This window comes from Pseudomonas sp. CAU 1711, from assembly GCF_039888625.1.
In the GTDB taxonomy this organism is placed as follows: domain Bacteria; phylum Pseudomonadota; class Gammaproteobacteria; order Pseudomonadales; family Pseudomonadaceae; genus Aquipseudomonas.
Map to the genome: position 1 here is coordinate 101,317 of NZ_JBDQQT010000010.1, position 19,525 is coordinate 120,841.

General features: G+C 68.9%; 21 protein-coding genes. 13 read left to right on the forward strand and 8 right to left on the reverse strand.

The window, feature by feature from the left end:
• Positions 1-39 precede the first annotated feature (39 nt).
• Positions 40-684 (reverse strand): ribosome biogenesis GTP-binding protein YihA/YsxC, encoded by a 645-nt coding sequence (gene yihA / locus AAFN46_RS13025; RefSeq protein WP_347809124.1) that lies wholly within the window; start codon positions 682-684, stop codon positions 40-42.
• A 188-nt stretch (positions 685-872) separates the two neighbouring features.
• Here yihA and AAFN46_RS13030 point away from each other — a divergent pair, with 188 nt between their 5' ends.
• From AAFN46_RS13030 to AAFN46_RS13050, 5 genes are all read left to right on the forward strand, one after another.
• Complete coding sequence (locus AAFN46_RS13030) at positions 873-1,166, forward strand: c-type cytochrome (protein WP_347809125.1); 294 nt, start codon at positions 873-875, stop codon at positions 1,164-1,166.
• Positions 1,167-1,211: 45 nt separating this feature from the next.
• The gene (locus AAFN46_RS13035; RefSeq protein WP_347809126.1) at positions 1,212-1,862 is read left to right on the forward strand and encodes a c-type cytochrome; all 651 of its coding nucleotides are present in this window, start codon (positions 1,212-1,214) and stop codon (positions 1,860-1,862) included.
• Between the two features lie 291 nt (positions 1,863-2,153).
• Positions 2,154-2,783 carry a thiol:disulfide interchange protein DsbA/DsbL gene (locus tag AAFN46_RS13040; RefSeq protein WP_347809127.1) on the forward strand — a complete coding sequence of 210 codons (630 nt, stop codon included), beginning with the start codon at positions 2,154-2,156 and terminating at the stop codon, positions 2,781-2,783.
• Between the two features lie 10 nt (positions 2,784-2,793).
• A complete protein-coding gene (locus AAFN46_RS13045) occupies positions 2,794-3,639 on the forward strand; it encodes an endonuclease/exonuclease/phosphatase family protein (protein WP_347809128.1) in 846 nt (281 codons plus the stop codon).
• Between the two features lie 24 nt (positions 3,640-3,663).
• Complete coding sequence (locus tag AAFN46_RS13050; protein ID WP_347809129.1) at positions 3,664-5,520, forward strand: diguanylate cyclase; 1,857 nt, start codon at positions 3,664-3,666, stop codon at positions 5,518-5,520.
• On the opposite strand, the gene AAFN46_RS13055 is transcribed toward AAFN46_RS13050, so the two are convergent.
• Positions 5,521-6,942, reverse strand: coding sequence for a DASH family cryptochrome (locus tag AAFN46_RS13055; protein ID WP_347809130.1), 1,422 nt, complete (start codon positions 6,940-6,942; stop codon positions 5,521-5,523).
• 187 nt (positions 6,943-7,129) lie between these two features.
• Here AAFN46_RS13055 and AAFN46_RS13060 point away from each other — a divergent pair, with 187 nt between their 5' ends.
• Positions 7,130-7,723 (forward strand): MarC family protein, encoded by a 594-nt coding sequence (locus tag AAFN46_RS13060; protein ID WP_347809131.1) that lies wholly within the window; start codon positions 7,130-7,132, stop codon positions 7,721-7,723.
• Between the two features lie 17 nt (positions 7,724-7,740).
• Positions 7,741-8,514, forward strand: coding sequence for an N-acetylmuramoyl-L-alanine amidase (locus AAFN46_RS13065; RefSeq protein WP_347809132.1), 774 nt, complete (start codon positions 7,741-7,743; stop codon positions 8,512-8,514).
• 39 nt (positions 8,515-8,553) lie between these two features.
• On the opposite strand, the gene AAFN46_RS13070 is transcribed toward AAFN46_RS13065, so the two are convergent.
• From AAFN46_RS13070 to algB, 3 genes are all read right to left on the reverse strand, one after another.
• The gene (locus AAFN46_RS13070; protein ID WP_347809133.1) at positions 8,554-9,210 is read right to left on the reverse strand and encodes a DUF3313 domain-containing protein; all 657 of its coding nucleotides are present in this window, start codon (positions 9,208-9,210) and stop codon (positions 8,554-8,556) included.
• A gap of 61 nt (positions 9,211-9,271) precedes the next feature.
• Positions 9,272-11,047, reverse strand: a complete 1,776-nt coding sequence (locus AAFN46_RS13075; RefSeq protein WP_347809134.1) for an ATP-binding protein — start codon at positions 11,045-11,047, stop codon at positions 9,272-9,274.
• A complete protein-coding gene (algB, locus tag AAFN46_RS13080) occupies positions 11,044-12,390 on the reverse strand; it encodes a sigma-54-dependent response regulator transcription factor AlgB (protein WP_347809135.1) in 1,347 nt (448 codons plus the stop codon). Before algB ends, AAFN46_RS13075 begins: the two co-directional genes overlap by 4 nt.
• A 229-nt stretch (positions 12,391-12,619) precedes the next feature.
• Between algB and AAFN46_RS13085 the strand changes: the two genes are divergently transcribed.
• The 4 genes from AAFN46_RS13085 to AAFN46_RS13100 all read left to right on the forward strand — a co-directional run bounded on the left by AAFN46_RS13085 (position 12,620) and on the right by AAFN46_RS13100 (position 14,456).
• Positions 12,620-13,450 carry a BON domain-containing protein gene (locus AAFN46_RS13085; protein WP_347809136.1) on the forward strand — a complete coding sequence of 277 codons (831 nt, stop codon included), beginning with the start codon at positions 12,620-12,622 and terminating at the stop codon, positions 13,448-13,450.
• 65 nt (positions 13,451-13,515) lie between these two features.
• Positions 13,516-13,947: a PA2169 family four-helix-bundle protein gene (locus AAFN46_RS13090; protein WP_347809137.1), complete on the forward strand. Its 432-nt coding sequence runs from the start codon at positions 13,516-13,518 to the stop codon at positions 13,945-13,947.
• Positions 13,948-13,997: 50 nt separating this feature from the next.
• A complete protein-coding gene (locus AAFN46_RS13095) occupies positions 13,998-14,186 on the forward strand; it encodes a hypothetical protein (RefSeq protein WP_347809138.1) in 189 nt (62 codons plus the stop codon).
• A 105-nt stretch (positions 14,187-14,291) separates the two neighbouring features.
• A complete protein-coding gene (locus AAFN46_RS13100; RefSeq protein ID WP_347809139.1) occupies positions 14,292-14,456 on the forward strand; it encodes a DUF1328 domain-containing protein in 165 nt (54 codons plus the stop codon).
• Positions 14,457-14,524: 68 nt separating this feature from the next.
• On the opposite strand, the gene AAFN46_RS13105 is transcribed toward AAFN46_RS13100, so the two are convergent.
• The 3 genes from AAFN46_RS13105 to AAFN46_RS13115 are packed head-to-tail and all read right to left on the reverse strand — an operon-like array spanning position 14,525 to position 16,312.
• Positions 14,525-15,325, reverse strand: coding sequence for a glucose 1-dehydrogenase (locus AAFN46_RS13105; protein WP_347809140.1), 801 nt, complete (start codon positions 15,323-15,325; stop codon positions 14,525-14,527).
• A gap of 19 nt (positions 15,326-15,344) precedes the next feature.
• A complete protein-coding gene (locus AAFN46_RS13110) occupies positions 15,345-15,872 on the reverse strand; it encodes a GNAT family N-acetyltransferase (RefSeq protein ID WP_347809141.1) in 528 nt (175 codons plus the stop codon).
• Positions 15,851-16,312 carry a GNAT family N-acetyltransferase gene (locus AAFN46_RS13115; RefSeq protein WP_347809142.1) on the reverse strand — a complete coding sequence of 154 codons (462 nt, stop codon included), beginning with the start codon at positions 16,310-16,312 and terminating at the stop codon, positions 15,851-15,853. The genes AAFN46_RS13110 and AAFN46_RS13115 overlap by 22 nt, the downstream gene beginning before the upstream one ends.
• A gap of 127 nt (positions 16,313-16,439) precedes the next feature.
• On the opposite strand from AAFN46_RS13115, the gene AAFN46_RS13120 reads away from it, so the two are divergent.
• Together AAFN46_RS13120 and AAFN46_RS13125 are read left to right on the forward strand one after the other, a co-directional pair.
• Positions 16,440-17,666, forward strand: coding sequence for a nucleoside recognition domain-containing protein (locus AAFN46_RS13120; protein WP_347809143.1), 1,227 nt, complete (start codon positions 16,440-16,442; stop codon positions 17,664-17,666).
• Positions 17,667-17,794: 128 nt separating this feature from the next.
• Complete coding sequence (locus AAFN46_RS13125; protein WP_347809144.1) at positions 17,795-19,411, forward strand: methyl-accepting chemotaxis protein; 1,617 nt, start codon at positions 17,795-17,797, stop codon at positions 19,409-19,411.
• The last annotated feature ends 114 nt before the right edge of the window (positions 19,412-19,525 follow it).

Sequence of the window (19,525 nt, forward strand, 5' to 3'; positions counted from 1 at the left end):
GCCCGGGGTTTTTTTTGTTCGCGATTTGCTGCGCGGGGGTCACTCGGGCTGCGTTTCATCGTCCTCGATCAGCCCCAGCCACTGCGCCAGTACCAGTTGCGCCTCGTCCACGCCCAGGCGCTTGGGCGCGGAGAACAGCTGGATGCTGGCGACCTCGTCGCCCCACTCCTTGCGGATTTCCTGGCGCACCTTGAGCAGGGCGTTCTTCGCCGCGCCGAAGGCCAGCTTGTCGGCCTTGGTCAGCAGGATATGCAGCGGCATGCCGCTGGCCTTGGCCCAGTCCAGCATCATGCAGTCGAACTCGGTCAGCGGATGGCGGATGTCCATCAGCAGCACCAGGCCGCACAGGCTCTCGCGGCTGCCCAGGTAGGCCTCCAGGTGTTTCTGCCAGTGCTGCTTGAGCGGGATCGGCACTTTGGCGTAGCCGTAGCCCGGCAGGTCGACCAGGCGGCGCTCGTCGTCCAGGCGGAAGAAGTTGAGCAGCTGGGTGCGCCCCGGGGTCTTCGAGGTACGCGCCAGGCTGGCGTGGGTCAGGGTGTTCAGCGCGCTCGACTTGCCGGCGTTGGAGCGGCCGGCGAAGGCCACTTCCAGGCCGCTGTCGTCCGGGCACTGGTCGACCTTGGCGGCGCTGATCATGAAGCTGGCCTGTTGGCACAGCCCGAGAATGGGGTTCTTGGATGACATGGACAATCCGTATGGCGGGGGGCTGAGGCCCATCGGGCCTCGGGGCGCGGCATGCTGTCGCTTCCGTTTCGGCGACGCCAGTATATAATGCCGCAGATTTTGTGTGCGCTTTGTCCTTCCGCCGGGAACGCGACAGAACATGCTGCGCGACAGACGCAGGCCGTTCCCTCCCTGATCGAGGTTTGGCTATGAAGAAAGTGCTGGTTGTCGGCGCAGTCGTGCTGTGTCTGTCGGGTGTCGCGAATGCGGCGCAGGATCCGGAAGCGGTTTATGCCAAGTCCTGCGCGGCCTGCCACAATGGTCAACTGCCGATGGCACCCAAGCGCGGCGACAAGGCCGCTTGGGAACCGCGCCTGGCCAAGGGCATGGACGCGCTGGTGCAGAGCGTCACCAATGGTTTGAATGCCATGCCGCCCCGTGGCCTGTGCATGGATTGCAGTGCCGAGGACTACCAGGCCGTCATCGAGTTGATGAGCGAGTAGTCCCGTAAGAAAACTTTCTACCTCTAGCCGTTATTGGATTAGCTGATGAACAAAGTACTGGTGAGTCTCCTGTTGAGCCTGGGTGTTTCGGTGGCCGCGCAAGCCGCCGACGCCGCCAAGATCGTCGGCGATGCCGAGGCCGGCAAGGCCAAGACCGCCGTCTGCGCCGCTTGCCATGGCGGCGACGGCAACAGCGCCGCGCCGAACTTCCCCAAGCTGGCCGGTCAGGGCGAGCGTTACCTGCTCAAGCAGCTGCACGATATCAAGGAGGGTACTGCACCTACCGCCGAGGCAGGTAAGGGGCGCAAAGTGCTGGAAATGACCGGTCTGCTGGATAACCTCAGCGACCAGGACATGGCCGACATCGCCGCCTACTTCGCCAGCCAGCAGGGCAGCGTCGGCGCCGCCGATCCCAAGCTGGTCGAGCGCGGCGAAGCGCTGTTCCGTGGCGGCAAGCTGGAAGAAGGCATGCCGGCCTGCACCGGTTGTCACTCGCCGAACGGCGCCGGCCTGGCCGCCGCGGGCTTCCCCAAACTGGGCGGCCAGCACGCGCAGTATGTGGCCAAGCAGCTGACCGACTTCCGCGAAGGCAACCGTACCAACGACGGCGACGCCATGATCATGCGCGCCATCGCCGCCAAACTGAGCAACAAGGACATCGACGCCGTGTCCAGCTATATCCAGGGCCTGCACTAAGAACCCGCTTACGATCTGCTGCGCGTCGGCCATGCGTCGTTGGAAAAGGGCCTCGGGTGCTCATTTACTAGTTGTAAACTCCGCGCCCTCGGCCCTTCCCCGCCTAGCCTGACTCTAGCTCGCGAGATCGTAAGCAGGTTCTAGACCGGCGCTGATAAGCGGAAACAAAAGGGGGGCCATGGCCACCCTTTTTCGTTGGCGCTGCCGCTACAATGCCGGAACCCGTTGCCGCGCCGCCGGTCGAACCGTGCCAGCCGCCCCATGCGCGGTCCCATCGCCAAGGAGTTTTGTATGCGTAACCTGATTCTCAGCGCCGTCTTCGCCAGTCTCGGCCTGCTCGGCGCCACCGCTCAGGCGGAAAGCATCGAGGCCGGCCGCCAGTACGAGCAACTGAGCAGTCCGGTGCCGGTCTCGCAGCCCGGCAAGATCGAGGTGGTCGAGCTGTTCTGGTACGGCTGCCCGCACTGCTATCAGTTCGAGCCGACCCTCAATCCCTGGGTCGAGAAGCTGCCTGATGACGTCAACTTCGTGCGCGTTCCCGCCCTGTTCGGCGGCATCTGGGACGTGCACGGCCAGTTGTTCATCACCCTCGAGTCCATGGGCGTCGAGCGCAAGGTCCACGAGGCGGTGTTCGACGCCATCCACAAGGACAAGCGCAAGCTGGCGGATGTCGACGAAATGGCCGAGTTCCTCGCCACCCAGGGCGTGGACAAGGACAAGTTCCTCGGCACATTCAACTCCTTCGCCGTGAAGGGGCAGATGGCCAAGGCCAAGAAACTGGCCGTGGCCTATCAGATCAAGGGCGTGCCGGTGCTGATCGTCGGTGGCAAGTACCGCTTCGACATTCGCAGCTCGGGCGGTCCGGAGCAGGCCCTGGAAGTCGCCGACTTCCTGATCGGCAAAGAGCGCGCCGCCAACTGAGTGCGGAGCCATGCTGCGCCGTTGGGGTTCCGGGCGTATCGCGGGCCTGCGCCAGGCGCAGGTCAACGGTTTCTGCCGGGACTCCGCCGGCCAGCGCGGCGACGGCTGCCTGCGCCTGCTCAGCTTCAATATCCAGGTCGGCATCAGCACCGAACGCTACCACCACTACCTGACGCGTGGCTGGCAGCACCTGCTGCCCCACCCCGGGCGGCAGCTCAACCTGCAGCGCATCGGTGCCCTGCTCGGCGACTACGACCTGGTCGCCCTGCAGGAAGTGGACGGCGGCAGCCTGCGTTCCGGCTTCGTCAACCAGGTCGAGCACCTGGCCATGCTCGGCGCCTTCCCCTACTGGTACCAGCAGCTCAACCGTAATCTCGGGCGCCTGGCCCAGCACAGCAACGGCATGCTCAGCCGCCTGCAGCCCAGCCTGCTGGAGGACCACCCGTTGCCCGGGCCGCCCGGCCGCGGCGCCATTCTCGCGCGCTTCGGCGAGGGCGCGGAGGCGCTGGCGGTGGTCAACCTGCACCTGGCCCTCGGCGCCCGCACCCGCACCCGCCAGCTGGCCTATATCCGCGAGCTGATCGGCGGCTATCGGCATGTCGTGCTGATGGGCGACATGAACACCCATGCCGCCGATCTGCTGCAGCACTCGCCGTTGCGCGACCTCGGCCTGGTCGCCCCGCAGATCGAGGCCACCTTTCCCAGCTGGCGTCCGCAGCGCTGCCTGGATCATATCCTGCTGAGCCCGGAGCTGGCCCTGGAGCGGGTCGAGGTGCTCAGCCAGGCGATTTCCGATCACCTGCCGGTGGCGGTCGACATCCGCCTGCCGAGCGGCCTGAACCTGCCTATGCTGTAGTGGCTTTGCCACTGGATCGCCACCATGACCGATGAAGCCCAGCGCTGGAAAGCCAAGTACCTGGAATCCCTGGAGCGCCAGGAGCACCAGGAGCAGCGTTGGAATCAGCGCCTCGACCTGCTGCGCCGCGGCCTGGTGCGCAGCTCGCTGGCCGCCGAGGGCAGCGACAAGGCCGTGGACCAGTGCATGCAGGAACTGCGCGAGCTGCTGCGCGGGGAGCAGATGGAGGGTCTGTCCGCGCTGATCCCGCGTCTGGAGAAGGCGGTGCTGGACTCCGAGCAGCGTCGCCAGCAACGGCTCGAGCAGAATGTCGCCGGCTTCGCCGGGCTGACCCAGCAGCTGCTGGAGCTGGATCCGCCGCGCGAGGTGCGCAAGGCGCTCAAGCAGTTCGCCAAGCGTATCGACGAGCGCGCCGGCCAGCCGCGCGAGCTGCCGGCCCTGCTGGCGGAGCTGAGCAGCCTGCAGGGCAAGGCCCTGGCCGTGCTGGGCAGCGCCCCGGCGGCGCGCCCCGGCCTGCTGCAGCGCCTGTTCGGCGGGCGCGACGAGGCCGAGCCCGGGGGCCAGCCTCAAGCCGAGGTTGCGCCTGCGCGCGATGAGGCAACGGCCGCACCGGTTTCGCCCGCGCCGCCGCCGGCGCCTGCCGAGCAGGCCGCCGTGGATGTCGACGAGGCGCCGCGCGGCGCCGCTCCCCTCGCGCCGGCGCCCCAGGCCGCCGCCCAGCGGCAGGCCGATCCGGCGCCGGTCCCCACGCTGGACAGCCTGCCGCTGGACGCCAGCCTCGTCACCGGCGGCGCCGGCGATCCCGCCTACGCGCTGCCCGAGCGTCCCGAACCGGGCTACAGCGCGGTGGCCCCGCATATCGCCGAGAGCCTGCTGGGCCTGCTCGACGAACTGGAGCTGCCGGAACACTACCAGGCGCAGGGCGAGTCGCTGCGCGAGCGCCTGCAGGGCGGCGTCAACTGGTACGAGCTGGTGCCGCTGCTGGACGACCTGGCGGTGCTGGTGCTGGCGGTGACCGATGGCGGCCAGCGCGAGTTCGCCGGCTACCTCAAGCAGCTCAACGAGCGTCTGGCGGCCTTCATCGATACCCTGAGCCTGGCCCACGAGGGTTACAGCGAGTCGGTGGAGAGCGCGCGCAGCTTCAACCGCGAGCTGCGCGAGCAGGTCAGCGACCTGCAGGCCAGCGTGCAGGAGGCGGCCGACCTGGCCAGCCTCAAGCAGGCCCTGGAACGGCGGCTGGACGGCCTGCTCGACACGGTGATCGAGCACCAGCGCCAGCGCGAGGGGAGCGAGGAGGAGGTGGCGCAGCGCCTGCAGGCCCTGTCGCAGAAGGTCACCGAGATGGAGCTGGAGGCCCAGGGCTTTCGCGAGCATATCGAGGAGCAGCGGCAGAAGGCCCTCACCGATCCGCTCACCGGGGTGGCCAACCGGGCCGGCTGGGCCGAGCGCCTGGAGCTGGAGGTGGCGCGCTGGCGGCGCTACGGCGGCGACCTGCTGCTGGCGGTGCTGGACATCGACCATTTCAAGCGGATCAACGACGGCTACGGCCACCTGGCCGGCGACAAGGTGCTGAAGATCATCGCCGGCGAGCTGAGCAAGCGTCTGCGCAAGACCGACTTCCTCGCCCGTTTCGGCGGCGAGGAGTTCGTCCTGCTGGTGCCCAGCACGCCGCTGGAGGGTGGCCAGCAGTTGCTGGAGACCCTGCGCGGCGCCATCGAGACCTGCCCCTTCCACTTTCGCGGCGAACCGCTGACCATCACCCTGTCCGCCGGGCTGACCGCCTTCGTTCCGGGCGAGAGCAGCGAGGCGGCCTTCGAGCGCGCGGACCAGGCGCTCTATCGGGCCAAGCGCGAGGGGCGCAACCGCATCGAGCGGGGCTGATCAGGCGGCGCTGGGCAGGTAGGGCCGCCAGTTCTCCGGAATGCTCTCCAGGCGCGGATAGCCGAGGGCGTCCAGTTGCAGGTGCGGCAGCAGGAAGGGCGTATGCCGCAGGTGCTGTGGCACGCCGTGCAGTTCCGGCAGCCAGAGGCTGACATAGGCGGCGTCCGGGTCGTACTGGCGGGCCTGGCGCAGGACGTTGAACAGGCGCCGCTGCCGTGGGTCGCTGGCGATGCCGGCCAGATAGGCCCAGTTGCCCCAGTTGCTGGCCGGGTCGTAGTCCAGCAGATGCTCCTCGAACCAGGCCGCGCCATGCCGCCAGTCCTGTTGCAGTTCGCCCACCAGGTAGCTGGCCACCACCTGGCGCCCGCGGTTGGACATGAAGCCGGTGATGGCCAGTTCGCGCATGTTGGCGTCCACCAGCGGCACGCCGGTACGGCCCTGGCACCAGCGCTGGAAGCGCCGGTCGAGTTGGCGCGGCGCGCGCGCCGTGGCCTTCAGCCCGCCGGCGCGGAACAGGGCGCCGCCATGGCGCAGCAGAGTCCAGCGGAAGAAGTCGCGCCACAGCAGTTCCTGCCACAGGGCCTGGGTCGAGTCGTTGCGGCCATACTGGGCCTCGTGGCGGCGCAGCTCGGCGAGTACCCGGCGCGGCGACAGGCAGCCGCTGGCCAGCCAGGGCGAGAGCTTGGAGGAGTACTCGCTGCCGATCATGCCGTTGCGCGTCTGCTGGTGCTGGCGGACTCCCTGGCTCAGCCACAGGTAGTCGCGCAGCCGCGCCTGCGCGGCCGGCTCGCCGCCGGAGAAGGGGAAGGCGCTGTTGGCCACGCTGAGCGGCTCGCCCAGGCCGAGCTGGGACAAGCTGGGCAGGCTGGCGAAGTAGGCGCCGGCATTGTCCGGCAGGGCCGGCAGGCGCGCCGGTGCCGGGCGCGGCTGGAACACCGGCAGGCGCTGCTCGACCAGTTGGCGAAACGGGCCGAAGGCGGTCGGCAGCTGGTCGACCGGACAGGGCAGCTCGTCGTCGCGCAGGAGGAAGTTGCCGGGCGCCAGCAGCAGGCGGATGTCGCCCAGCCGCTGCCTCACCGCATCCAGCTGGGCGCGTTCCTCGGGGGCGACCTCGTCCAGGGTCAGCACCTCGTCCATGTCGAGGCGTTCGGCCAGGCTCGGGATCAGCCGCTCGGCGCTGCCCTGCAGCACCAGCAGGGCGGAGCCGCGCTGGCGCAGCTCGCCGTCCAGCGCCGCCAGGCTCTCCAGCAGCAGGCGGGCGCGATGCACGCCCAGGCGGCGACAACCGAGGGGGCCCGGCTGCAGCAGCTCGGGGTCGAAGACATAGACGGGCAGCAGCCGGTCGGCGTCCAGCGCGGCCTGCAGGGCCGGATGGTCGTCGAGGCGCAGATCCTGTTTGATCCACAGCAGCACGCGGTGCATGGGGCGATCCTCGAGGGGCCTAGGATTGACGATATGCCCTTCTGCGCGGGTTGCACGGCCGTTTGTCCAGACCGCTTGCCCCTGCGTCCGTTGTATGGACTCGACTGTGATGCATTTCACGGTTTTTCGCGCGCAAGACGCTGCCGGCGCCGGCGGATAAACTGTGTCTATTCGCAAGGAGCCTCGCATGGAAATCTTCGGCATCGCCGTCCTGGTGTTTCTGGTCACCGACCCCTTCGGCAACATCGCCATCTATCTCGCCGCCCTTAAGAGCGTGAAGCCCGAGCGGCGCATGCGCGTGGCGCTGCGCGAGCTGCTGATCGCCCTGGCCCTGCTGATGTTGTTCCTCACCTTCGGCGACAAGATTCTCAGCGGCCTGGGCCTGTCGCGCGAGGCCACCGCCATCGCCGGCGGCATCATCCTGTTCGTCATCGCCATGCGCCTGATCTTCCCGCGCCCCGAGGGCGTGCTCGGCGACCTGCCGGACGGCGAGCCGCTCCTGGTGCCGCTGGCCACCCCGGCGGTGGCCGGCCCCTCGGCCCTGGCGGTGCTGATGACCCTGCGCAACACCCACGACGGCCCGCTGTGGGAGCTGTACCTGGCCGTCGGCCTGGCCTGGCTGGCCACCGCCAGCATCCTCCTGCAGGCCTCCTGGCTGCAGCGCTTCCTCGGCCAGCGCGGCCTCACCGCGGTGGAGCGGCTGACCGGCATGCTGCTGATCATGCTCAGCGTCGACATGCTGCTGGACAACCTGCAGAGCGTCTTCCATATCGCCCCCTGAGTCTTGTCGATCCGCCCATGAGATTTATCGCGTTAACCCTCGTCGCCCTGCTGCTCGGCGGCTGCGCCAGCGGCCCGCGCATCGACGACAGTTTCACCGCCCGCGGCCAGAGCAGCCGGGTGCAGTACATAGTGCTGCACTACACCTCCACCGGCATGGCCCGCTCCCTTGCCCTGCTGACCCAGGGCGAGGTCAGCGCCCACTACCTGATCGGCGACGCCCCGGCCAAGGTCTACCGCCTGGTCGACGAGGACCGCCGCGCCTGGCACGCCGGGGAGAGCGAGTGGCAGGGGCGCACCTGGCTGAACGCCAGCAGCATCGGCATCGAACTGGTCAACCAGGGCTATTTCGACGGCCCCCAGGGGCGCTACTGGCAGCCCTACGGCGAGGCGCAGATGCAGGCGCTGATCGCCCTGCTCAAGGACCTGGTCAAGCGCCACGGGCTGCCGATCGACAGCATCGTCGGCCACAGCGACATCGCCCCGCAGCGCAAGGTCGACCCGGGCCCGCTGTTCCCCTGGCGGCGCCTGGCCGAGGCCGGCCTGATCCGCTGGCCGGATGCCGCCCGGGTCGCCGCGCGGCGCGCCGAGTTCGAACGGGCGCTGCCGGATGCCTTGTGGTTCCAGCAGCAGCTGGCGCGGGTCGGCTACGGTCTGGAGTTCAGCGGTCAGTTCGACGAGCCGACGCGCAGGGTGCTGGCCGCCTTCCAGATGAAGTACCGCCAGGCCCGCTACGACGGCGAGGCGGATGCGGAGACGGCCGCCCTGCTGGCGACCCTCAACGGCCGCTGAGGCGACGCGGCGGCAGGCGGCCGGGCGCCGGCGAGCCGCTCAGGGGCGGAAGGCCCGGGCGTCGCGAGCCCAGACGTCGAGGACCGGCTTGAGGTCGTCGAGGCTCAGCTGGCTACTGCTGTTCTCCAGCGTCAGGCCGTGGCCCTTGCGCACCACCCGCACCACGGGTTGGCTGGTGCGCGCGTCCAGCGCTTCCATCTCGACATAGATATCGGTGTTGCGGTCGCGGGTGCCGGCTGCGGTGGAGGCGGCGGCCAGCACCAGGGCGACGGGAATCACCTCGTAGGGTTTCAGGCCCTCGGTCGAGACGTTCACCGCGGTGATGGCGCTGCGCAGCACCAAGCTGTCCGTGTCGGGCTGTTCGACCACCGGCATGCGTCCCTGCAGCTCGCGGCGCATGGCCTGCTGCAGGTAGCCGGTGACCTGGTCGAGGGTCGCCTGGCTGACCTGGGCGCTGGGCGTCGGTGCCGGATAGAACACCGGCTTCTCGATATACACCGAGCGGAACTGAGTGGCCTGGTAGTTCGGCGAGACCCAGCGCATCACCGGTGCGCCGCTGGCCGAGGTGGCCGGTTGCAGCTGCGAGTAGTCGCCGAGGAAGCCGGAGTACTGCGAGGGCTGGGTGGTCTGGCTGGCGCAGCCGGCGAGCAGCAGGCCGGCGCCCAGGGCTACGGCGAATAGTGCTGAACGTTGCATTGGGTAATTCCCTTTGGGTCTGGAGGCAGTTTCAGCCTAGACCGCTTTCCGCTCAGCCGTATTACAGCGGCAAGGCCAGGTAGAAGCGCGCGCCCTGCCCGGGGCGCGAGTGCAGGCCGATGCGCCCGCCATGCAGCTGCACGATCTCCTTGCACAGGGCCAGGCCCAGGCCGGCGCCGCCCTTGCGCCGGCCGATCTGGACGAAGGGCTCAAACACCCGCGCCTGCTGGCCGTAGGCGATGCCTTCGCCGCTGTCCTCGACGCCGAGGATCAGCTGCTCGCCTTGGCGCCGTGCCTGCAGACGGATGTGCCCGCCCGCCGGGGTATGGCGCAGGGCGTTGCCCAGCAGGTTGTCCAGCACCCGCTCCAGCTGCAGGCGGTCGGCCTGCAGGCGCGGCAGCGGCTCCTGCAGCTCCAGCCGCAGCGCGATGCGCCGTTCCTCGGCCTTGGCGGCGAAGCGCCGGGCGGCCTGTTCGAGCAGCTCCCCGGGCAGGCAGGCCTGCAGCTCCAGGCGCTGCAGGCCGTTCTGGTAGCGCGAGAAATCGAGCAGGTCGTTGAGCAGGCGCAGCAGGCGCCGCATCTCCTCGTCGAGGGTGCGTAGCAGGTCTGCCTCGCGGCTGTCCGGCGGGTACTGCAGGCGCTCGCGCAGCAGGCCGAAGGCCATGTGCATGCCGGTGACCGGCGTGCGCAGCTCGTGGGAGGCACGCAGCACGAACTCGCCGCGCACCCGCTCGAAGGCGCGCTGCGCGGTGACGTCGCGCAGCACCATCACCGCGCCCAGCACACCGCCGCCCTCGTCGTTGACCGGGGTCAGGCCGTAGCTGAACAGGCGCTGCTCGCCGTCGCTGCTCAGGCTCAGGTCCTCGCCATTCTGTTGCGGGTGCTCGCCGGCCAGGGCCAGGCCCAGCTGCTCGCGCAGCGGCTCGTGCTCCAGCAGGCGCGGCACGGGCTGGCCGACCGGCGCCGCGTCCCAGCCGAGCTGGCGCTGCGCCACCGGGTTGGCGTGCTCCAGGCAGCCGTTGCGGTCGATGATCAGCAGGCCGTCGTCGATGCTGTCGAGCACCGCCTGCAGGCGCCGCTGGCTGGCGATCAGCTCGGCCACGCGGCTGGCGCGGAACTGGCGCAGGGCCTCGGCCATCTGTCCGAAGCGCCGGCTCAGCGAGGCCAACTCGGCCTCGCCGGACAGCGGCAGGCTCACCTGCAGATCGCCGCGACCGATCCGGTCGGCGGCCTCGGCCAGGGCCTCGATCGGCCGGCCGAAGCGCTGGGCCATGGCGTGGGCGGTGATGAAGCCGATCACCAGCAGGGCCAGGCCGATCAGGCCGAGCAGGGCGGCGATCATCCAGGCGCGCTGGCGGGTCACCTGCTGTTCCCGTTCCACGGCACCGACGTAGCGGGTCTGCACGGCGTTGATGCGGTCGCGCAGGGCCTGCAGGGCGAGCACGAAGCGGTCGTCTTCGAGCAGCCGGCGGCGCACCTGCACCGGGCTGTCGAGGTACTGGTCGAAATGGCCGTAGGCGCGTTCGATCTCGGCCAGCGCCTGCTGGTCGCTGGCCTCGATGGCGCCGGCCCCGGCCCGTTGCAGCCAATGACGGAAGCGCTCGTCCGAGTCACTCAGGGCCTGGCGGTCGAGGCGGTCGCGCAGCAGCAGGATGATCTGGCTGCCCATCTCCTGGCGCATGCCGAGGCTGGCCTCGATGATCTCCAGGTTGCGGGTCATTGCCTGGTTCTGCGCGCGGGTCAGCAGCAGCACGCTGGCCATGCCTAGCAGCAGGCCGAGCAGGGCCAGGGTGAGCAGCGCGCTGCTGCTGAGGAACAGGCGGCTGCGCAGCTTCATAGGCCGTACTGCTTGCGCTTGCGGTAGAGGGTGGAGACGTCGATGCCGAGGGTCGCGGCGGCCTGCTCCAGGGTCGCGCTGGCGGCCAGCACGGCGGCGATATGGGCCTTCTCCAGCTGCTCCAGGCTCAGCGCCGCGCCGACCCGCGGCGCGCTGTCGGCCTGGGCCGGGTCGAGGCCGAGGTGGCTCGGCTCGATCCGCTCGCCGGGGCAGATGATGCTGGCCCGCTCGATCACGTTGCGCAGCTCGCGCACATTGCCGGGCCAGGCATAGGCCTGCAGGGCGGCCCGGGCCTCGTCGCTGAAGGCGCGGGCCGGGCGGCCGTGCTCGCGGACGAAGCGGGCGAGGAAACCCTCGGCCAGCGGCAGCAGATCCTCGCCGCGCTCGCGCAGCGGCGGCAAGGTCAGGCAGATGACGTTGAGGCGATAGAGCAGGTCCTCGCGAAAGCGCCCCTCGCGCACCATGGCGTCGAGGTCGAGGTTGGTGGCGGCGAGGATGCGTACGTCGGCCTGGCGCGTCAGCGGATCGCCGACCCGCTCGTACTCCTTGTCCTGGATGAAGCGCAGCAGCTTGGGCTGCAGCGGCAGCGGGAAGTCGCCGATCTCGTCGAGGAACAGGGTGCCGCCGTCGGCCTGGCTGACCCGCCCCAGGGTGCTCTCGCTGGCGCCGGTGAAGGCACCGCGGTTGTGGCCGAACAGCTCGCTCTCCATCAGCTCGCTGCTCAGCGAGGGGCAGTTGATGGTGGCGAAGGCCTTGCGCGCGCGCCGGCTCCAGCCGTGGATGGCGCGGGCCAGCTCGCCCTTGCCGGTGCCGGACTCGCCGAGGATGAGCACGTTGGCATCGGTGTCGGCCACCTGCCGCGCGGTCTCCAGCACGGCCATGAAGGCCGGGCTGTGCGAGTCGAGCCCGCCCTGGTTCTTGCGCACCTCGCCTTCCAGCGCCTCCAGGCGCGCCGCCAGCTGGCGCACCTCCAGCTGCTTGGCGGCGGCCAGGCGCAACTGCTCGGGGCTGCAGGGCTTGACCAGGTAATCGGCGGCGCCGGCCTGCATGGCGTCCACCGCGGTGTCCACGGCGGAGTGCGCGGTGACTATCACCACGCGCATCCAGGGTGCCTGCTCGCGCATGCGCTGCAGCACCTGCAGGCCGTCGTCCTCGCCCAGGCGCAGGTCGAGGAAGCACAGGTCGAACACCTGGCGTTGCAGCAGGGCCTCGGCCTGGGCCGCGCTGCCGGCGCCGGCGACCTGGTAGCCGCTGTCCTCCAGGCAGTAGCGGAAGGTGCGCAGGATGGCGGCTTCGTCGTCCACCAGCAGGATGCGTCCGCTGTTGTTCGGGCTGTTGGGCATGGGCGGCTCTCCTTGAACGCTGTCGAACTTAGTCCCGGGAATACCGTGCAAGTTGCACGACGATTTCTGGCCGACCTTGCACAATGCAATCCGGCGGAGTTCCTTGTGAATAGTTAACTTGTTGAAATAAAAGTGATTTTTTTCGAGATAAAAGGCTGGCACAGGGCTTGCGATATTCCCTCCAGCGGCTGCCGAGACGGCCGCCATGAACAGAGATGGAGGAACCGCCATGTATCAGATGAAGAAACTCGCCCTGGCCACCCTGACTGCCGGCATGCTCGGCCTGTCGCCGCTGGCCGCCCAGGCGGCCGACAGCGACCTGAGTCGGCAGCTCAGCGAGGCGCGTCAGGAGGGCTCGATCTGGACGGCGATCGCTCTCAACCGCCACCTCAGCCCGTTCAGCATCGAGGTGGACGTGGAGAACGGCGTGGCCGTGCTGAGCGGCAAGGTGGAAAGCGATGTCGACCGCGACCTGGCCGAGCAGTTGGCCCTCGGCACCGAGGGCGTGAAGCAGGTCGACAACCGCCTGCAGGTCGACCCGGGTACCCAGCCGAGCCAGCAGAACGCCGGCCTGGCCCAGCAGTTCGACGACGCCACCCTGACCGCCATGGTCAAGTCCAAGCTGCTGTGGAACAGCAACACCGAGGGCCTGGACATCGATGTCGACACCCGCTCCGGGGTGGTCACCCTCAAGGGCCACGCACGCTCCGCCGAGGCCAAGGAGCTGGCCGGTCGCCTGGCCGAGAACACCAAGGGCGTGGAGCGCGTCGACAACCACCTCAGCGTCGCGGGCGACGGCACGGCCGGCCAGGCGCAGAAGGCCGCCCAGGACACCAGCCGGGCCATCAGCGACGCCTGGATCACCAGCAAGGTGAAGTCCAGCTACCTGTATGACAGCCAGCTCGACGGCCTGGACATCTCGGTGGAGACCAAGGCCGGCATGGTCGAGCTCAGCGGCAGCGTGCTCAACGCGGCCGAGAAGGAGCTGGCCATCGAGATCGCCCGCAACATCCGCGGTGTGCGCGGCGTCGACGCCGACGCCCTGCAGATCGGCGGCTGACTCCCCGGCGCCGGCACTGCTGCCGGCGCCCCAACCGGCGTTTGACGCCGCAAAAGGAGAAAACCATGAGCAAGCAAACCGCCCAACTCAACGAACTGATCGAGATCACTCGCGACGGCCAGCGCTTCTACGAGCACGCCAGCCAGGAGGTCAAGGACAACCACCTGAAGAGCCTGTTCGGCGAGATGTCGCGGGCCAAGGTCGAGGTGATCCAGGCGCTGTCCGCCCGGGTCGCCGCCAACCACGAGCGGCCCGCCACTGGCGGCACCCTGCTCGGCAAGCTGCGCCAGGTCTATGCCGACACCCGCGCCACCCTGGCCAGCGACGAGGCGGCCACCTACGTGGCCCAGCTGGAGGAGGCCGAGGATCGCATCCTGCATGCCTTCGAGGACGCCCTGGAGTGCGCCGATGCCCAGCTCCGGCCGCTGCTGGCCAACGAGATGCCCAAGGTGCGCGCCTGCCATGAGCGCATGCGCGGGGTTAAGCGCGCGATCTGAGCCTGAGGCGGGCCGCCGGCATGGCGGCCCGCACACCTGGAGAAACCGCCATGAAACGCCTGCACCTGTCGTTACCCGCCGCCCTGTTGTTCGTGCTCGGTGTCGCCACCGGCCTGAGCTGGCCGAACGCGTCCAACCCGCGTCCGCAAGCCCTGGTCGAGCCTGCGCGACAGCAGCCGTCGCCGGCGCGGCGGGCCGATCTGCTGCAGCTCCGGCGCAGGCCGGGCTGGGTGTTCTGAGGCGGCCCAGCCATGAATCTGCTGCTCGCCCTGGGGCTGCTCGTGCTGCAGCGCCGCCAGGTCGATGCCAGCTTCAGCCCTCATTCGTAGCCGAGGAGAGTCGTCATGCTGAGTTGGTCCATTACCTTCCTGATCGTCGCCATCATCGCCGCCGTGCTCGGCTTCGGTGGCATCGCCGGTACCGCAGCCGGCATCGCCAAGATCCTGTTCCTGGTATTCCTGGTGATGTTCGTCCTGTCGCTCATCCTCGGCCGCCAGCCACGAGGTTGAGGGGGCGATGACGGCGCTTGCCAAGCTGTTCGCCGCCGCCCTGCTCCCGGCCTGTGTTGCACAGGCCATCAGCGCGTGGGCGGGGCGGCCGAACCGGCGAGAATGCCGCCGTCTATGTTGATCTCCGTTCCGGTGATGTAGCAGGCCTCGTCGGAGGCGAGCATGACGGCCACCGCCGCCACTTCTTCGGGCCTGCCGAAGCGTTGCAGCGGCGTGTCGCGCACGCACAGGGCCATGTTCCGCTCGCGCTCGGCGCCAGTGCCCAGCATCGGTTCCCACATCGGCGTGAGGATCGCCGCCGGGTGAATGGAGTTGCAGCGCACGTTCAACCCCTGCTCCGCGCAATACAGCGCCACGCTCTTGGTGTGATTGCGCACGGCGGCCTTGCTGGAGGCATAGGCGGCTGCGGCCGGGATGCCCACCAGGCCCGAGCGCGAAGACATGTTGATGATGGCGCCGCTGCCGCTCGCGCGCATGGCCCGGATGGCGTACTTGCAGCCGAGGAACACCCCGTCGAGGTTGGTCTGGTGCACCGCCCGCCAGGCTTCCAGCGTCGCGTGTTCGGGGTCGTGGGCGACCTGGCCCGCTTCGAAGCCGGTGATGCCCGCGTTGTTCACCAGCACATCGAGCCTGCCATGCTCGGCCAGTACCCGTTCGACGACCATCTGCCAGGCCCGCTCATCGCGCACGTCCAGAGGCTCGAAACTGGCGCCAGCGCCGATCGAGAGGGCCACCTGCCGGCCTCGCTCGACGTCGATGTCGCTGACCAGGACGAAGGCGCCCTCAGCGGCGAAATGCCTGGCGATGGCCTCACCGATGCCGCTGGCGGCGCCGGTGACCAGCGTCACTTTGCCTTCGAGACGTCCCATCTTCACCTCCCTGTCGGTTTCAAAGTTGGCGCAGCATCACCAGCATGCCGATCTCTTGCAAGTCGCTGGCGAATGCGATCTCGCCGATTTTGCGGAAACCGTGGCGGGCATAGAACTGCTGCGCCCCGCTGTTGCTCTTGAGCACGTCGAGCCAGACATTGGCTTGCTCCTTCTCCCTCGCGCTGCCCAGCACCGAACTCAGCAGGCGCTCGCCGATGCCCTGTCCCACCGCGGCGCGGCGCAGGTAGATCTTCTGCAGCTCCGCGCCCGTCACCCCGGTCAGCGGGTTCGCCCGCCCCCAGTTGGTCTTGCTCAGGCCGATGGCCTCACCCTCCTCGGCGAAGGCCAGCAGCCACTGGTGGCGACCCGGATCGCCGAGCGACGACTCCAGCGCCGCGCTGGCAAAGTCCTGGGCGAGGAACTGCTCGAGGCCTGCGGCTGACCACAGGCCGGCGAAGTGATCGACGTAGGTGGTGCGGCCGAGCTGCTGAATGAGCGGCAGGTCGTCCAGGCTGGCCGTGCGTATCAGGGCGTCGGAGCGAGGCATCGACACAGTTCCATGGGTTGAAAGCTGATTCCATCGCGGTTCCCGCGGGGGCCGGTTGAACTGAAGCCGAAGCGGCGATAGACCGCCACGGCGCACAGGCTCGAACGCAGGGTGATGCACTCGGCCTGGCTGCGGACCAGGGCGTGCTGCCACAGCTGGCGCGCGATGCCGCGCCGCTGCTGATCGGCGTGCACGAATAGATGGTAGAGGTGCGAGTCGCCACGCATGGCCAGGTAGCCGGCGATGACGCCGTCGCGCGCGAAGACGAACGCGGCATAGTCGCCACTCGCTGCCCTTTGGCGAAAGGCCTGGAGGCTCAGGGTTTGGCAGAACCAGTCGGGCAGCTTGCCCTGCGGGTTATCGAGATAGTGATGAGAGAGCGAGCGCACCAGCTCGGCTATGCGGGGTGCGTCGTCAATGGTGGCTGATCGGATGCTCATACCTTCCCTGGGCTCGGTTTTATCCTGCCTCCACGCTAACACCGAACGGGCAGGCTGTCGGCCACTGGCGGCGCTGAGCCATGCTGGACGCGCTATGATCGCGCCAATCGATGTGGGGGAATGAGGCATGCTCAACGGCCTGTGGTTGGGATTCTTCGTGGTGGCCGCGGTGGCCGCCACGCTGCGCTGGCTGGGTGGCGACCCGGCCGTCTGGGCCGCCATGGTCGAGAGCCTGTTCGCCATGGCCAAGGTCTCGGTCGAGTTGATGCTGGTGCTGTTCGGCACCCTCACCCTGTGGCTGGGTTTCCTGCGCATCGCCGAGCAGGCCGGCCTGGTCGACCTGCTCGGCCGTGCCCTAGGGCCGCTGTTCGCCCGCCTGATGCCGGAGGTGCCGCGCGGCCACCCGGCGCTCGGCCTGATCACCCTCAACTTCGCCGCCAACGGCCTGGGCCTGGACAACGCCGCCACGCCGATCGGCCTCAAGGCGATGAAGGCGCTGCAGGAACTCAACCCCAGCGCCACGGTGGCGAGCAATGCGCAGATCCTGTTCCTGGTGCTCAACGCCTCGTCGCTGACCCTGCTGCCGGTGTCGATCTTCATGTACCGGGTGCAGCAGGGCGCGGAGGACCCGACCCTGGTGTTCCTGCCGATCCTCCTGGCCACCAGCGCCTCGACCCTGGCCGGCCTGCTCAGCGTGGCGCTGATGCAGCGCCTGCGCCTGTGGGACCCGGTGGTGCTGGCCTACCTGGTGCCCGGGGCATTGCTGCTCGGCGGTTTCATGGCGCTGTTGGCCGGGCTGAGCGCGGTGGCGCTCAAGGAGCTGTCCTCGCTGCTCGGCAACCTGACCCTGTTCGGCCTGATCCTGCTGTTCCTGCTGGTCGGCTGGCTGCGCAAGGTGCCGGTCTACGAGAGCTTCGTCGAGGGCGCCAAGGAAGGCTTCGAAGTGGCCAAGAACCTGCTGCCGTACCTGGTTGCCATGCTCTGCGCGATCGGCGTGCTGCGCGCCTCCGGGGCCCTGGACTTCGGCCTCGACGGCATTCGCTCGCTGGTCGAATGGGCCGGCTGGGACAGCCGTTTCGTCGACGCCCTGCCCACCGCCCTGGTCAAGCCGTTCTCCGGCAGCGCGGCGCGCGCCATGCTGATCGAGACCATGCAGAACCATGGCGTCGACAGCTTCCCGGCGCTGATCGCGGCGACCATCCAGGGCAGCACCGAGACCACCTTCTATGTGCTCGCCGTGTACTTCGGCGCGGTCGGCATCCAGCGCGCCCGCCACGCCGTGGGCTGCGCCCTGCTGGCCGACCTGGCCGGGGTGCTGGCGGCCATAGGCGTGTGCTACTGGTTCTTCGGCTGAGCGTCGACCTCATGTCCCGGAGCGGCCCAGCCGCCTCGCTGGCGGGCTGAACACCACGCCGGCCGGCGTTGCCGGCAAAATGCGGCTATGGTTTTGGTAGGCATATAGCCTGTAGTAGGTGACCTACCATGAAACACTGGACTATTCGGACAAGGTTGTTCGTCCTCATCGTCCTGATGATGGCGGGCAGCTTGGTTATAGGTGCCGCCGGTCTCACCGGCCTGCGCGGCGTACTCGACGGCCTCAACAGCGTTTATCTGGATCGCGTGGTGCCGCTGCGCGATCTCAAGGTGATCGCCGACCTCTACGCGGTGAACATAGTCGATGCCAGCCACAAGGCGCGCAACGGCGGCGTCGCGCCGGCCGAGGCGGCGCGCCAGGTGGAGGAGGCGCAGGGCAAGATCCAGGAGATCTGGAGAGCCTACCTGGCCACTCACCTGATCGACGACGAGAAGCGCCTGATCGCCCAGATCGAACCCCTGATGCGCAAGGCGGAGGAGCCGCTGCAGCGGCTCAAGGCGATGTTGCGCGCCGACGACAAGCAGGCCCTGGTCGACTTCACCGTCGAGGAGCTGTACCCGCTGATCGACCCGCTGTCCGAGCAGTTCTCCAAGCTGATCGAGGTGCAGTTGCAGGAGTCCGAGCGCCAGTACCAGGCCGGCCTGGCTCTGTATGAACGGGACTTCAATCTGGTCGCCGGGCTGTTGCTGGTGCTGCTGATCGGCGGCGGCCTGCAGGCCTGGTCGCTGAGCCGCACCATCAACCTGCGTCTGCGCGAGCTGCGCGAGGTGGTGGCGCGCAATGCCGCCGGCGACCTCAGCCAGCCGGTGCAGTGCAGCGGCCGCGACGAGATCACCGAGGTGCAGGTTTCCTTCAAGCAGATGCAGGAGAGCCTGCGCGACACCCTGCAGGGCATCCAGGGCGCCTCCACCCAGCTGGCCTCGGCGGCCGAGGAGCTGCACACGGTCACCGAACAGTCGGCCAATGGCCTGAACCGGCAGAACGACGAGATCCAGATGGCCGCCACCGCTGTGACCGAGATGTCGGCGGCGGTGGACGAGGTGGCGCGCAACGCCAACCAGACCTCGGACACCTCGCGCGAGGCGGAGCAGAGCGCCGAGGCCGGGCGCAAGCAGGTGAGCACCACGCGCAGTACCATCGAGCAGCTCGGCCAGCGCCTGGAACATAGCTCGACCACCATCGCCCGCCTGGCCGAGGAGGCCATCGCCATCGGCCGGGTGCTGGAAGTGATCCGTACCATCGCCGAGCAGACCAACCTGCTGGCGCTGAACGCGGCGATCGAGGCGGCGCGGGCCGGCGACCAGGGCCGCGGCTTCGCCGTGGTGGCCGACGAGGTGCGCGCCCTGGCTCAGCGTACGCAGAGCTCCACCCAGGAGATCGAGCGGATGATCAGCGCCATCCAGAGCGCCAGCCAGGAGTCGGTGGACGCCATGGGCCAGAGCAGCGAGTACGCCAGCCGCAGCAGCGCGATGGCCAGCGCCGCGGACGAGGCGCTGGCGCAGATCGCCCAGCGCGTCGGGCAGATCAACGAGATGAATCTGGTGATCGCCAGCGCGGCGGAGCAGCAGGCCCAGGTGGCGCGCGAAGTGGATCGCAACCTGGTGGCCATCCGCGACATCGCCGCGCAGAACTCCACCGGCGCCCACGAGACCTCGGTGGCCAGCGACCAGCTGGCGCGCCTGGCCAGCGATCTGAACGGCATGGTGCAGCGCTTCCGTCTGTAGCAGTAGGCTGGGTAGAGCGCAGCGAAACCCGGCCGTAGCCCGGATGCAATCCGGGAGCGGAGCGGCCGGTTTTCCCGGATTGCATCCGGGCTACAGGCGTGGGCCGGGCGCGCG

Coding starts and splice junctions, on each gene's coding strand:
- AAFN46_RS13085 (WP_347809136.1), top strand. CDS start 12,620: ATGTATCAGATGAAGAAACTCGCCCTGGCCACCCTGACTGCCGGCATG.
- AAFN46_RS13045 (WP_347809128.1), top strand. CDS start 2,794: ATGCTGCGCCGTTGGGGTTCCGGGCGTATCGCGGGCCTGCGCCAGGCG.
- AAFN46_RS13125 (WP_347809144.1), top strand. CDS start 17,795: ATGAAACACTGGACTATTCGGACAAGGTTGTTCGTCCTCATCGTCCTG.
- AAFN46_RS13065 (WP_347809132.1), top strand. CDS start 7,741: ATGAGATTTATCGCGTTAACCCTCGTCGCCCTGCTGCTCGGCGGCTGC.
- AAFN46_RS13040 (WP_347809127.1), top strand. CDS start 2,154: ATGCGTAACCTGATTCTCAGCGCCGTCTTCGCCAGTCTCGGCCTGCTC.
- AAFN46_RS13105 (WP_347809140.1), bottom strand. CDS start 15,325: ATGGGACGTCTCGAAGGCAAAGTGACGCTGGTCACCGGCGCCGCCAGC.
- AAFN46_RS13070 (WP_347809133.1), bottom strand. CDS start 9,210: ATGCAACGTTCAGCACTATTCGCCGTAGCCCTGGGCGCCGGCCTGCTG.
- AAFN46_RS13075 (WP_347809134.1), bottom strand. CDS start 11,047: ATGAAGCTGCGCAGCCGCCTGTTCCTCAGCAGCAGCGCGCTGCTCACC.
- algB (WP_347809135.1), bottom strand. CDS start 12,390: ATGCCCAACAGCCCGAACAACAGCGGACGCATCCTGCTGGTGGACGAC.
- yihA (WP_347809124.1), bottom strand. CDS start 684: ATGTCATCCAAGAACCCCATTCTCGGGCTGTGCCAACAGGCCAGCTTC.
- AAFN46_RS13110 (WP_347809141.1), bottom strand. CDS start 15,872: ATGCCTCGCTCCGACGCCCTGATACGCACGGCCAGCCTGGACGACCTG.
- AAFN46_RS13035 (WP_347809126.1), top strand. CDS start 1,212: ATGAACAAAGTACTGGTGAGTCTCCTGTTGAGCCTGGGTGTTTCGGTG.
- AAFN46_RS13055 (WP_347809130.1), bottom strand. CDS start 6,942: ATGCACCGCGTGCTGCTGTGGATCAAACAGGATCTGCGCCTCGACGAC.
- AAFN46_RS13050 (WP_347809129.1), top strand. CDS start 3,664: ATGACCGATGAAGCCCAGCGCTGGAAAGCCAAGTACCTGGAATCCCTG.
- AAFN46_RS13090 (WP_347809137.1), top strand. CDS start 13,516: ATGAGCAAGCAAACCGCCCAACTCAACGAACTGATCGAGATCACTCGC.
- AAFN46_RS13120 (WP_347809143.1), top strand. CDS start 16,440: ATGCTCAACGGCCTGTGGTTGGGATTCTTCGTGGTGGCCGCGGTGGCC.
- AAFN46_RS13060 (WP_347809131.1), top strand. CDS start 7,130: ATGGAAATCTTCGGCATCGCCGTCCTGGTGTTTCTGGTCACCGACCCC.
- AAFN46_RS13095 (WP_347809138.1), top strand. CDS start 13,998: ATGAAACGCCTGCACCTGTCGTTACCCGCCGCCCTGTTGTTCGTGCTC.
- AAFN46_RS13030 (WP_347809125.1), top strand. CDS start 873: ATGAAGAAAGTGCTGGTTGTCGGCGCAGTCGTGCTGTGTCTGTCGGGT.
- AAFN46_RS13100 (WP_347809139.1), top strand. CDS start 14,292: ATGCTGAGTTGGTCCATTACCTTCCTGATCGTCGCCATCATCGCCGCC.
- AAFN46_RS13115 (WP_347809142.1), bottom strand. CDS start 16,312: ATGAGCATCCGATCAGCCACCATTGACGACGCACCCCGCATAGCCGAG.